Origin of the sequence: Parasynechococcus sp. (genome assembly GCF_042954325.1) — a bacterium.
GTDB lineage: Bacteria > Cyanobacteriota > Cyanobacteriia > PCC-6307 > Cyanobiaceae > Parasynechococcus.
In genome coordinates this window covers 1-12252 of the sequence record NZ_JBGKDS010000035.1, presented here as the reverse complement: position 1 = coordinate 12252, position 12252 = coordinate 1, and the positions used below count along the sequence as shown (strand labels likewise).

General features: G+C 63.1%; 16 protein-coding genes. 12 read left to right on the top strand and 4 right to left on the bottom strand.

Features of this window, described 5'->3' with window-relative positions; translation table 11 throughout:
- The coding region (locus ACGVKB_RS05480) for a capsular polysaccharide biosynthesis protein (protein ID WP_392350266.1) at positions 1-1695 on the bottom strand (1695 nt) is incomplete at its 3' end.
- Between the two features lie 32 nt (positions 1696-1727).
- Between ACGVKB_RS05480 and ACGVKB_RS05475 the strand changes: the two genes are divergently transcribed.
- The 12 genes from ACGVKB_RS05475 to ACGVKB_RS05420 all read left to right on the top strand — a co-directional run bounded on the left by ACGVKB_RS05475 (position 1728) and on the right by ACGVKB_RS05420 (position 11267).
- Positions 1728-2417 (top strand): cytidylyltransferase domain-containing protein, encoded by a 690-nt coding sequence (locus tag ACGVKB_RS05475; protein ID WP_392350265.1) that lies wholly within the window; start codon positions 1728-1730, stop codon positions 2415-2417.
- Positions 2418-2443: 26 nt separating this feature from the next.
- Entirely contained in the window at positions 2444-3748 is a 1305-nt protein-coding gene (locus tag ACGVKB_RS05470) for a DUF6716 putative glycosyltransferase (protein ID WP_392350264.1), read from the top strand.
- Between the two features lie 14 nt (positions 3749-3762).
- Complete coding sequence (locus ACGVKB_RS05465) at positions 3763-4794, top strand: DUF6716 putative glycosyltransferase (RefSeq protein WP_392350263.1); 1032 nt, start codon at positions 3763-3765, stop codon at positions 4792-4794.
- A complete protein-coding gene (locus ACGVKB_RS05460) occupies positions 4791-6098 on the top strand; it encodes a DUF6716 putative glycosyltransferase (protein ID WP_392350262.1) in 1308 nt (435 codons plus the stop codon). Before ACGVKB_RS05465 ends, ACGVKB_RS05460 begins: the two co-directional genes overlap by 4 nt.
- Positions 6099-6140: 42 nt before the next feature.
- On the top strand, positions 6141-8402 hold the full coding sequence (locus ACGVKB_RS05455) for an N-acetylneuraminate synthase family protein (protein WP_392350261.1): 2262 nt from the start codon (positions 6141-6143) through the stop codon (positions 8400-8402).
- Positions 8399-9319 carry a hypothetical protein gene (locus ACGVKB_RS05450; RefSeq protein WP_392350260.1) on the top strand — a complete coding sequence of 307 codons (921 nt, stop codon included), beginning with the start codon at positions 8399-8401 and terminating at the stop codon, positions 9317-9319. Before ACGVKB_RS05455 ends, ACGVKB_RS05450 begins: the two co-directional genes overlap by 4 nt.
- 6 nt (positions 9320-9325) lie before the next feature.
- Complete coding sequence (locus ACGVKB_RS05445) at positions 9326-10120, top strand: sulfotransferase family protein (protein WP_392350259.1); 795 nt, start codon at positions 9326-9328, stop codon at positions 10118-10120.
- A 31-nt stretch (positions 10121-10151) separates the two neighbouring features.
- The gene (locus tag ACGVKB_RS05440; RefSeq protein ID WP_392350258.1) at positions 10152-10325 is read left to right on the top strand and encodes a hypothetical protein; all 174 of its coding nucleotides are present in this window, start codon (positions 10152-10154) and stop codon (positions 10323-10325) included.
- Positions 10322-10504 carry a hypothetical protein gene (locus tag ACGVKB_RS05435; RefSeq protein WP_392350257.1) on the top strand — a complete coding sequence of 61 codons (183 nt, stop codon included), beginning with the start codon at positions 10322-10324 and terminating at the stop codon, positions 10502-10504. Before ACGVKB_RS05440 ends, ACGVKB_RS05435 begins: the two co-directional genes overlap by 4 nt.
- Before the next feature lie 62 nt (positions 10505-10566).
- Positions 10567-10731, top strand: a complete 165-nt coding sequence (locus ACGVKB_RS05430; protein ID WP_392350256.1) for a hypothetical protein — start codon at positions 10567-10569, stop codon at positions 10729-10731.
- 56 nt (positions 10732-10787) lie between these two features.
- Complete coding sequence (locus ACGVKB_RS05425; RefSeq protein ID WP_392350267.1) at positions 10788-11003, top strand: Nif11-like leader peptide family natural product precursor; 216 nt, start codon at positions 10788-10790, stop codon at positions 11001-11003.
- A 51-nt stretch (positions 11004-11054) separates the two neighbouring features.
- Positions 11055-11267, top strand: a complete 213-nt coding sequence (locus ACGVKB_RS05420; protein WP_392350255.1) for a hypothetical protein — start codon at positions 11055-11057, stop codon at positions 11265-11267.
- 9 nt (positions 11268-11276) lie between these two features.
- Here the strand turns inward: ACGVKB_RS05420 and ACGVKB_RS05415 are convergent, their stop codons facing one another.
- The 3 genes from ACGVKB_RS05415 to ACGVKB_RS05405 form a co-directional block, all read right to left on the bottom strand.
- Positions 11277-11447, bottom strand: a complete 171-nt coding sequence (locus ACGVKB_RS05415; RefSeq protein WP_392350254.1) for a hypothetical protein — start codon at positions 11445-11447, stop codon at positions 11277-11279.
- A 20-nt stretch (positions 11448-11467) separates the two neighbouring features.
- Complete coding sequence (locus ACGVKB_RS05410; RefSeq protein ID WP_392350253.1) at positions 11468-11617, bottom strand: hypothetical protein; 150 nt, start codon at positions 11615-11617, stop codon at positions 11468-11470.
- Positions 11618-11768: 151 nt separating this feature from the next.
- Positions 11769-11978, bottom strand: a complete 210-nt coding sequence (locus ACGVKB_RS05405) for a hypothetical protein (protein ID WP_392350252.1) — start codon at positions 11976-11978, stop codon at positions 11769-11771.
- Positions 11979-12252 lie beyond the last annotated feature (274 nt).

The window sequence follows — 12252 nt, the reverse complement described above, 5'->3', positions numbered from 1 at the left end:
GGACGTGAGCACATGCAGGGCATCCACCTGCTCGAACAACTGCTGGATCGAGCCGGTGGTGAGCAGCTCATCACAACTCTCCGCCACCCGCTCCTCCCCCTCGCCGGACCGACACAGACCCGCCAGCACATCCGGGTGGGGCTTATAGACCACATGGGCCTCCGGCTCCGCCTCCCGCACCGCCTGCAGCAAGCCGAGGTTGCTGCGCAATGGGCCAGCGCCATAGCGAATCGAGGCATCGCTCTCCACCTGACCGATCACCAACACGACCCGACGCTGCCCCTCAGGACGCTGCCAGGGCCGCGCCTCCAGGTTGTATTTCGTGATCGCTTCCCGGACCAACCGCTCGCGCAAGCGGGCAGATCTGTGGAGCTGGGCGTTGGTCCAGTGGCCTTCGCTCAGGCGTTGCTCCAGGGCACTGGGTGCCGTTGCGTCGTAATAAACACCGACCGGATCCACCACCCAGGAGATCGGCGCGATCAGATCAGCGCCGAGACCAACGGACCGCAGAAACCCATCCTCCACATGCAGCACCGGCAACCGCCGCCGTTCTGCCGCGGCCAACAGCCGCGGCCGGCCGCGCCGCCCCCAAACGGCGATCGCATCCAGCCGGCGTCCAGGCCGAGAACGGGCCCAGCGAAAGCGCAAGCTGCTGCCCGCAAGAAAACGCTTCAAGTGGGGTTGCTTCCAAGGCGTGAAGCCAAAGGCCTCGACCCGTGCGCAGGCCTCAGCCTGACGACGCCGCTGCAGGCCAATCGCCGCCATCAGCGTTTCGATCGGGCAGGGTTCCAGGCTGTGGGGGTCGAGGCAACGGGGGTAGCTGATCAGGCAGGCATGCACCAGCTGCTCCAACGTCGGCCGAACCCCCTGCCGCCGCTGCGGTGGCGGCACACCATCGTTGGTCAGCCCCCAGCCGCCATAGAAGGGCATGCCAAAGCAGTGCACCGGCCGGCCCCAGAGCAGGGCCTCAAAGCCCATCTGCGAGGTCACCACATACACCGCATCTGCACGCTCAAGCAGCGCTGCGGGATGGAGACCATCGCTGCAGAGGCGGATCCGCGGATGCGCCAGATCAACGGCCGAGAAATGCCCCTTGGCACCGCCACGGATGACATCGGGATGCAGCTTCACCACCACCGTGCTGGTGGGATGCCGATCGAGCGCCGCGCGCAGCATCCGGCGGAAACTGCCGGCATCAGCGCAGCCGAGCGCAATCGAGCGGTCGCCCGGGGATTGATCCACCACCAGCACGAAAGACTCGGTCGGAGCCGGCGACTCCCGAGCCGGATTCAACTTGCTGAGCCGTTGCTCACACCACAGCCGGCGCACAGCCTCAGCCCGCCGCGTGTCCGCTGTGCTGATCGGTGCGGCGATCAATTGTTCAAGACGGCTGGGCGCGGACGCATCGAAATGGACACCGATGTCATCCACCAGCAGACAAAGGGGCGGGTGATCGGGGCCTTTGGCGACGGAGCGCAGGAAGCCATCCTCGAGATGCCAGACCGGCAGCTGCCAGCGCTGGGCCAACCGCTCCACCCGGCGAGCGCTGGGGCGCCGTCCCCAGGCCAGCAGAGCATCCACATCCCGACGGCGGCCGGGCACCAACGTCGCCGGGGCCAGGTGCTGGGGGATCGTGCGGTGCACCAAGAGTCCCCGCTCTGGAACCCCCAAACGCATGGCTTCCAGCCTGGACATTCGGGTAGGACGGGGCGATGGAATCTTCCTCGATGACGCCGTTTCCTGCAGCGCTGGCGCTGATTCCTGCCCGCGGAGGCTCCAAGGGGATTCCCGGGAAGAATTTGCAAGCCGTCGGCGGGAGGCCGCTGGTGGTGCGCAGCATCGAAGCAGCGCAGGCCAGCCAAGGCGTCGAACGGGTCGTGGTCAGCACCGATGACACGGCCATCGGTGCTGTCGCCCTGGAGGCTGGCGCGGAGGTGGTGGAACGCCCCGTGGCGATCGCCGGGGACACCGCCAGTTCCGAATCAGCGCTGCTCCACGCCCTGACGGAGCTGGAGAGGGCCGGCCCGCTGCCGGATCAACTGGTGTTCCTGCAATGCACCTCACCGTTCACCAACGCCGAACAGATCGACCGGGTGCTGCAGGCCCTGGAGGATCCGAGGATCAACAGCAGCTTCGCGGTGCAGCCCTGGCATGGCTTCCTCTGGCGGGAGGACGGCAGAGGCATCAACCACAACCCAGAGCAACCCCGACAACGCCGCCAGGATCTCGAGCCGGCCTATCTCGAAACCGGTGCGATCTACGCCATGCGCACCGCCGCTTTCCGTCAAAGCGGCAGCCGTTTTTGTGCCCCCTGGCGACCGGTGGTGCTCGATGACAGCGGTCCCGAGATCGACACACCGGCCGATCTCGCCCTCTGCCGCAGCCTGGAGACCATCCACAGCCCTGGAGCCGAGTAATTTTGCTTGGATCTGTGTTGAGGACGATGGCGCCAGGAGACGACAAGCGCCTCGCCGGACGCAAGGTTGCAGCAGTGGCCTGCTTCGACTCCTTCGGAAAGATGGCGATGACGCTGCTGGCGGCCTGCCGCCGTCAAGGCGCCGAGACCACCCTGCATCTGCTCGAACTCAACAACCGCGCCCTCTCTCGCCGCCAACGTCTCGAAATTCGACGCATCGATCCCCGCACGCGCATTGAAAAGCACGCCTGGGGCGATCTGCGCAGCCTGTGCCAAGGCATGCCCGGCAAGGTCGATGCCCTGATCCTGGGCCTGGATGGCCAGCGCAGCCGGGATTCGTTCTTGCAACTGCAGCAGGCCTGGGCCCAGGCCTCCACGCGCCCGCGGCTGGTGAGTGCCTACCCGGGCATCCTCTTCCGCTTCGCACTCGAGGGAATGCTCGATCGCTCCGGGGCCGACCTGCTTTGCCTGAACAGTCCCCACGATCTGGCCACCTACGCCCGAGGACGGCGTGCCCTGGGCCTGGAGAGCAGCAATGCGGTCGTCACCGGCCTACCGATCCTCTGGCGCACGCGGGCGCGGGCGGATGCACCGGAGAAGCCTTCGATTGTGTTCTTCGAGCAACCCTCCATCCCCGTGCACCCGCTGCAACGGCGATTCCTCTGTGATCAGCTGCGGGAGCTGGCCAAGGCGTGGCCAGATCATCCGGTGATCTTCAAGCCACGCACCTCCAGCATCGAAAGCACGCTGCACCGGCGCCACGGCGAGATGGCCAGCGTGATCGACCAAATGGCCAAGGAACAGCCCAACCTGCGATTGAGCTTCAAGCCCGCGACGCAACTGCTCAGCCGCTGCGGCTGCGCGATCACGGTGTCCTCCACCGCCGCCCTCGAGGCGATGGCGATGGGAATCAGCACCCGGATCGTTGGCGACCTTGGGGTCACCGAAACCCTGGGCAACCATTTTTTTGCTGATTCCGGAACGGTGGCGAGCTTTGCCGCGATCCGTGAGAACCCCTTCGAGCTCAAGCACGATCCAGCCTGGCTGGCGGAACAGGGCCTGGTGCGCGATGGCGAGCAACGCTTCATCGAAGCCCTGCGCGAGCGCATCAGCTCCGACGTGAGTCCCTTGGGGGAGGGCCAGATCGGTCCAGGGAGCTGGGGCAGCCAGGCCTGGCAGACCACCGCGCTGAACAACGGTGGCCGCCGGATGCTGAGCACCGGTGGCGCCCGCAGCAGCCAACGCAAGCGTCACCGCACCCGCCGGCTGTTGCGGACCATGCGAGACGGCGTCGTCGGTTTCGGCTGGCTCTCGCAGTGGCTGCGCCGCTGAGGGACCCGGATGCCATGACGATCGTCCTGATCAGCGACGGTGGCCTCGAGCAGTACAGCTGTCAGCACTTAGCAAAACAACTGCGGGCGCTGGGCCGCCGGTGCCTCACGGTCGGCCCAGCCTTGATGGGGCGACAACCCCTGCCGCCTTGCCCACCGGATCTAGGTGTCGAATCGGTCCAACAGCTGCTGGGACAACAACTGCTGAACGACGCCACGGCCATCGGGCTGTTTCTGAGCGACCCCACGGAGCTGAACACGTTCATCGCGGGCTATCGGGCACTGTGCAAGCACAGCCAGCACCGCCCAGCCCCTGTCTTCAGCGGACCGTTGCAGCCCCTGGTTGGTGATGCCCTGATCCAGGACATCTGCCAACGGCTCAGCTGTGATCTGCTGCTGCTGAGCGGCCCCCAGCAGCTGGCACAGCTTCAAGCCATGAGCTTCAACTGGCCCGACGCGCTTCAACCGCCACCGGCGCTGAGCACCGGCTTCTGGTTTCCTTTGTCCCCACCGCAACGCACACCCGTCAACGCACCGCTGTTGTTGGCCCTGATTCAGGAGCACATCCCCACCCACCTCGGGGCGAAGGAACAACTGATCCGGCAACTGCAACGCTGGGCCCAGCAGCATCCCGAATGGACCATCGTGTTGCAGCGGGACCATGGCTGGTCCGGCGACCAACCGTTGCTGCCCCAGGGGAGAGAGGGCCCAAGCAACCTGGTTGAGGCCGCCCCGGGGCAGATGCTCAACCTGCTCGCTCGCTGCACAGCCTGCCTCTCGGTGAGCTCCCCCTGGAGTCTGGCCGCGATGGCCTGGGGCGCGACAGCACTGATGGTGGGCGACTACGGCATCCAAGCCGAGCAGAACACGGTGGGCTGGTTCGGTTGCGGCGCCATGCATCGGCTGCGGGACCTCCACACCCTGGACGCCATCGAAGAGCTACCCGCCATCAACCGTGCCTGGTTTGAAGGCATGGGTGGTGCCATCAAGGACGGAGCACAGCGGCTGCTGCTGGCCCTCGATGACCGATCGGCGCTGGAACCATGACCCAGGCCAAACCCTTGCGGTTGCTGCTGATCGCCGACAGTGACAGTCAGTTGCTGGCCTGTGAGGCCCTCTGCCGCTTCTCCGCAGAGCAGGCGGTCGAGCTCACCATCAATGTGATCCCACGGGACGGCACACCCCCTGCACTGCTGCGCCGCGTCGCAGGGTTGGGAACGGTCTGGCAACAGCAGCTGGCCCCACTGCTCAGGGATCGCCGCCTGTTCGACGTCGATGCCATCGGCGTCTTCCTCACGGGCAGCAAGCTCAACGACATCCGGCTCGCCCTGGATCGCCATGGCCAGCGCCCGGTGCTCTTTTGCGGATTCAACGGTGTGGTGCTGGAGCATTTCATCGAAGGAATCAGCTGGCGCCTTGGCTACGACCTGATCTGCCTCAGCGGTCCCCGCGATCAGCAACGCCTGGATCAACTGCTCGCCAACACCCCCTACAGCGGGCAACGCACGGTGCTCACCGGTCTTCGCCGCAACTCCGCTGTCGAGCTGCCGCTGAAGCCACGGGAACAACGGCCCAAGCGCCTGGTGTTCGCCGAGCAGGTGATCATGCCGGCCACCGCTAACGAACGAGCTCGGATGGTCCGAATCCTGGCGGACCTGGCCGAGCGATCACCGGATTGGGAGGTGCTGATCAAGCCCCGCATCGCGCCGGGCGATGCCACCTTCCATGACGTGGACACCCACATCAGCGCGACCGTGCACAGCACACTCGGATGTCCACCGGCGAACCTGCGACTGGACTACCGCCCGCTGCCGGACCTTCTGCGCCAGGCCCGCTTGATGGCCACCCTCTCCTCCACCGCCTTCTTCGACGCCCTGGACTTTGGTTGCAGCCCTGTCGTGATGGCAGATCTCGGGCTCAACCCCCGCTACGGCGGCCATGTCTTCGCCGGCAGTGGCGTCTGGCGCACCCTCGCGACCGTCAGCGATCTTGACGCCTTGGAGCAGGACCTGCCCGACCCCGATCCGGCCTGGCTCGCCTGGATGGGCTACAGCGGACACGGGGGTCCCGATGCGCTGCTGGATGCGATTCGCCGACTCCCCCACCCCACGGTCCAGCCAGCCGTCCCCGGCTATCTGGCCAATGCCAAATCCAGCTTCAACCAGCTGCGCTTGGGTGCCGAAGCCGCGATCGCGATGGGCGATTGGCAGGAAGCGCGGGAGCTGTTGAATCAGGCGGCACAGATGCGGCCACAGCATCGCGGTGTGGCCCAACGCCACTGCGCAGTGTCCCGCTCCAACCCATTGCTGCGGGCGCTGTTGCTGAGGATCACCTACCGAGATCTGGGGTAGTGTCACGACCTGACTCAACCACGGACGGCCGGACAAACAACGGTGACAGGCATCCTGATTGAGCGGAATTTCACCCAGTTCGTTGTCTTTGCGGAAGACAGCATCCTGTCGGCGCTGAGCAAGATCACCGCCAACCAGTCACGCCTGATCTTTGTGGTGTCCGAAAGCGGCATCCTTCAGGGCGTGCTCACCGATGGTGATTTTCGGCGTTGGATCGCCAGCTGCGGCGAAATCGATCTGAACCGCCCGGTCACCGCGGCGATGAACCCCAACTGCCGTTCCGCGCCAGACCACACGGCACCAGCTGACCTGGCGGCCCTGCTGACCTCCCGGATCATTGCCCTGCCGCTGCTGGACAGCCACGGCCGGATTGTGGCGGTGGCACGGCAGGCCACCGGATCACTGCAGCTGGGGGGGCGGACGATCGGCGACGGCGAACCCTGCTTCGTGATCGCTGAAATCGGCAACAACCACAACGGCGACGTCAACATCGCCCTGGAACTGATCAACGCGGCCCATGCCGCCGGCGCCGACTGCGCCAAGTTCCAGATGCGCGATATGAGCAAGCTCTATCGCAACGCCGGGGACAGCAATGACATGGCCTCGGATCTGGGGACGCAGTACACCCTGGATCTGTTGGAACGCTTTCAGCTCAGTGATGAGGAGCTGTTTCGCTGCTTCGACCATTCCGCCTCCCTCGGGCTGGTTCCGCTGTGCACCCCCTGGGACGAGACCAGCCTCGAGAAACTCAATGGCTGGGGAATGGAGGGCTTCAAGGTGGCCTCCGCGGATTTCACCAACCACACCCTGCTCAGCCAGCTGGCCGCCACGGGCAAACCGCTGATCTGTTCCACCGGCATGGCCTCGGAGCTGGAGATCCGCTCCGGCATCCGCCATCTGCAACGGGAGGGCGCCCAGACGGTGCTGTTGCACTGCAATTCCACGTATCCAACACCGTTCAAGGACGTCAACCTGCGCTACTTAGAGCGCCTGCGCGAACTGGCTGAGGCACCGGTGGGCTATTCGGGCCATGAACGCGGCATCGAGGTCCCGATTGCGGCTGCAGCTCTGGGAGCGGTCGTGATTGAAAAGCACATCACCCTCGACCGCGGCATGGAGGGCAACGACCACAAGGTGAGCCTGCTGCCGGATGAATTCCGTCAAATGATTCAGGGCATCCGCCGCGTGGAGGAATCCATGGGTCAGGGCGGCGAGCGCAGCATCAGCCAAGGCGAAATGATGAACCGTGAGGTGCTCGCCAAGAGCCTCGTCGCCAACTGCGCCATCCCCGCCGGCACCGAAATCAGCGCCGCGATGGTGCAGATCCAGAGTCCCGGCCAGGGACTCCAGCCCAATCGCCTCAACGACCTGATCGGGCGCAAACTGCCGATCGACAAGGCCAAAGGGGATGTGTTCTTCCCCTCCGACCTGGAGACGCCATCCGCCGAGCCCCGCCCCTATCGCTTCCCCCTGCGGTTTGGCCTGCCGGTCCGCTACCACGACATCAGTGTGTTTTCCCAGGTCAGCAACCTGGACCTGGTGGAGATTCACCTCAGTTACAAGGATCTGGAGGTTGATCTCGATGAGGTGCTGCCAGAGCGGCAGGGCATCGGCCTGGTGATTCACGCCCCTGAGCTGTTCGCCGGCGATCACACCCTCGACCTCTGCACCGACGACGAGGCCTACCGCAAGCATTCAATCGCTGAACTGCAGCGGGTCGTGGACATCTCCCGGGATCTGCGCCGACGCTTCCAATGCCCGGAGCCGGTGCTGCTGGTCACCAACGTCGGTGGTTTTTCCGAACACCGCCACCTGGATGCCCAGGAGAAACAGCCGCTGCGCCAGCGCCTGCTGGACGGGCTCAAGCAGATCAACAGCGCCGGTGAAGTGGAGATCATTCCCCAGACCATGCCGCCCTACCCCTGGCATTTCGGAGGCCAGCGCTTTCACAACCTCTTTGTCGATCCCGAGTTCATCCAGCAGTTCTGCCAAGAAACCGGCATGCGGATCTGCCTGGATGTCTCCCACTCCAAGCTGGCCTGCAATCACCTCCAGGGTTCCTTCAGTGCCTTCTTAGGCGCGATTCTTCCTTACACCGCCCACCTGCACCTGGCCGATGCCGCGGGGGTGGACGGGGAAGGCCTGCAGATCCTCGATGGGGAGATTGATTGGGCGCAGCTGTTCGCCTTGATCCAGCAACACTGCCCCGACGCCTCCTTCATCCCGGAGATCTGGCAGGGCCACAAGAACCGGGGTGAGGGGGCCTGGCTGGCCCTGGAGCGCCTGGAGCACCTGGCCGCGTGAGTGCGCTTCAACCCACCCGCATCGTTCTGCACTGCGGGCTCCACAAAACTGGCAGCACTTACCTGCAACGCAACCTGCAGAGCAACCGGGGGCTGCTGCTGAAACACGGCGTCCTTTACCTCGGACCCAACACCCTCAAGAAGCAATGCCGCGACCTGTGGTCCTTTCTGCAGTGGGGGGTCTGGAATCAGCCACCGAGTGCCACATTGCGAGGCCGCACCCAACACGCCCTGCTTGAGCTAGCCGGCGACCAGCCGGGCAGCATTCACACGATTTTGATCTCGTTTGAGTCGATTTTCGGCACGCTGCGGACGGGGCTGATCAAAGCGGGGCGGAAACGCAAAAAACCCGCCAATCGAGAAAGCAGACGCGGCCTGTACCGCTACGCCAGACCACGAACCAAACGCCTAATGATCGGCTTGGAGCAGGCCCTCTCCGTTGACGACATCCATTGGCGCATCGTGTTTGCGAGCCGTGAACCAACCAGCTTTGCCCGCTCCTGCCACACCCAACTCATCAAGGAAGGCCATGACCTGAGCGGGATCGCCGTCGATGAGTTTGTCCGTAGCAGCGATTTTTCCGACAGCACCCCTGAAGCCCTCAACAGCAGCCTGAGCAAACTGGCCAACAAGAGACGGCTCGAGGTGATCGACTTCCGCTATGAGGACCACATCAGCGCAGACGATCCAACGCTGATGCTGTGGGCGGTGCTCGAACGGGCGCTTCCCGAGCAAGCCCATGCACTGCGTGAAGCGCTGGAAACCAGCACTGAAAATGCCAACCTTCAACAACAACCGAACCCTGGGCTAAGCGAGCGCGGACTGGAGCTGGCGACACAGGCACGTCCACTGTTCAACAAACAGGAGTGGAAACTGTTCCGCAAGTTCCTCGAAAAGAATTTCACCAAGACCTCCTAATCATCGATGGCGCAACCTCAGCACTTCATTCGCATGAAACAGCATCGGCTGCTGTATGGGCGTGTCCCCAAAGCGGCCAACTCATCGATCAAGGCAGCCCTGTGCCGCCTGCTGAGCGAACGGCCACCGAAGGGAACCAAAACCACATCAGACAAGTTTTGGCAGACGGAAACCAACGATGAAACCGAGCTAATCACCCTGCGCAAGGCACGGAAATACAGACATAACCATGTCAGCTTCAGCTTTGTCCGCAATCCATTTGATCGGCTGATTGCGGCCTACAACAACAAAGTGATTGAGATCGAAGAACCCCCATTACCGATGCAGCGGATGGGGATCAGCCACGGCATGAGCTTCGGGGATTTCCTGGATGTGTTGATGGCCACCCCCTTCAATCGCTACGACGTTCACGTCTTGCCCCAGAGCCAACTGCTCTGCCTTGGACGTCAAATCGTGCCGAAATTTGTCGGACGCGTCGAACAGATCAACGACCACTGGAGTGCATTGCGCGCGATCTTGGCGCGCCAGGGCATCGATGTGATGGAATCCCTGCCTCAGAAAAATGTACGCCGAACGGAGCGCAACAGCCTGCGTGCGTACTTCCACAACGACCAGCTGATCGACAAAGCCGTTCAGCTTTACGGCGACGACCTCCAACTTTTTTACAGCGACTGCAGCCTCAATCAGCTGATTGACAATGAATCGCTTGCACCGATTGAGCCCCTACAAAGCCGCTCACTCAAGCTGTCGTCCTGGCTCCGCCAGCATGGCTTCAGGCGCCATCGGTTGACACAACATTGACGACGGGGGATGCCGAGGTCAGCATCGAGTCATGACCGTTCGACAACAGCTCCGCAACATCGCCGTTTACCTCCTCGGCGTTGTCGATCAATACTGGGCCCTACGAGAACCCAGTCAGTACGGAGATCAGCCTCCCCAGTGTGGTCTCAACTGTGAGGGAGACTCCTGCGATCGCATCGACCTCCCCAAAATCGCCCATCGATGAGCCACCAGGAGCAACTCACCAAGCTGAAACAAGCCCTTGCCATCGCCAGAAGCAACGGCAATCAGCTCTTCATCAGCAACATCGAACGGGATATTGCGGCCCTGGAAGCCGGCGAAGCCTCGCCGATCATTGCCGAATATCTCACCGCCGAGGAACGCGCAGCGGACAATGCGCCTTAACACGGATTGTCGGAGCGCCAAGCCTCGCCAACACTGGTCAAAGACCAAATGAGGCGAGGACCATGGGATTCAAAAGCAGAATCTTCGCCACCTCCAAGGGATCCACCATTGATGCCGTCGGCGATGGTTGCTACTTGGTGTGCAACCGAACCAGCTGCATCACCGTCAAAGGTCTGCACACTGCCCACGCGGCCCTGAGGAAACAGGATGGTGTGACCGCCGCCTAAGACCGTCGCCGAAGCCCTGGGATGGGAGAGGATCTGTGCCTCCCGAACGCCTCGGCATGGCACTCGATCAACTCAAGGCCTTTCTGACCACCATGCAGAACGACCCGGCCTTGAAGGATGCGGTGCTCGCCGCATCCACGGCCGATGATGTCGCCAAGATCGGCCATGGCCTGGGCTATGAATTTTCCGGGGATGAATTACTGCGCCTCTCGGGCCAGAAGGTCGGCCGCGTCACGGTCACCAAGCAGGAAACACCGGGTGAATACAACTGACCACCAACCCTGACCCACGGGGGAGACTGGTCGAAGCCGAGCACACCCACCATGCCGCGCTATCAGGTCACAGCCGATGGATTTGCCAGCCGCGACGTGGATTGCCCTGGCTGCAGCGGAGATGCCTTGACCATGGCTCTGGATGGCGAGCCTGTTGAGCAATGGAAAGTGAACCGGCGCAGCCCAGACGGACGTGACTGGTTCTTTGACGTCACGATTTCGGGCGCATCCCGATCGTTCCAGGTGCATCGACTGAACGATTGAAGCGACGGTTCAGCGCTGACGCTGGCGACGGTTGGCCTTACGGGTGCCGCCGTACTGATAGCCAGGCAGCCGAGATTGCTCGGCCCAACAGCACGGACAGGCAAATCGCCATTCCAGCGATCGGCCGTGACGAATCCGATCGTGAAGACTCCCCTCCTGCACGCAGAAGTCGCAGCGCATGGTCGGTGGGACGTGCTGGCTCAGCCTTCGCCGTCGTTGCAGTCCTCTTCAGCCAAGGCACGCAGATAGCGACGGCGTTGGGCGGATTCGTAGCCGGTCAGAGGATTGTGGGGATCATTGGAACGTGGAGTATTCAGCTCCCCATGGGGAGCAAGATCTCTTCTGGTCATGGTTCGAAGTTGTTATCGGTTCGCGCGCATTGGGTCCTATCTCGAGGACTCTTCGGCGTCTCGCCACCCTTGCACACGAATCGCCTTCTGGGAAGGGGGACAACCGACCTCCGTTACCAACGGCCCATGGCAACGGGGCGAAGCCAACCGATCAGAGCTGGGCCGACTCCTCTGATTCAGCCAAACCAAGGTTGGCGTAGGCATGTTCCAGATCGTCCCAGGTGAGGTCGACCCAGGGAAGCCCCTCATCGATCTCAGCTTTCAACAGCGCCGCCTCCTCATCGAGCCCCTGGCCAACAAGCTTGAGGTACTCCCTGTATTGCGCCGTCCAGGCAATGAGCGAGGGCGTGCTGTTCGTCATAACGGGATCATGCCAGCCGTGACGGTGGTCATGGGTGAGCGTGGATACAGCGCAACAGTTCAGCTGAGCACGCCGAATTCAATCTGAGCGAACCGGGCCCCCGACGCAATGAGCATGAAGGCTGATTGCCTTGTGCGTGTCCAACGACGAGATTGTGGTCATCGAGATCGGAGGTGCCAATGACGGCCGACACTCCACCTGAGTCCGCGCAAGAAGCAGCCTGACTTTTCTGGCCCCTGCTCCAACAGTTTCCACCAAACTGTGCAGCTGTTCC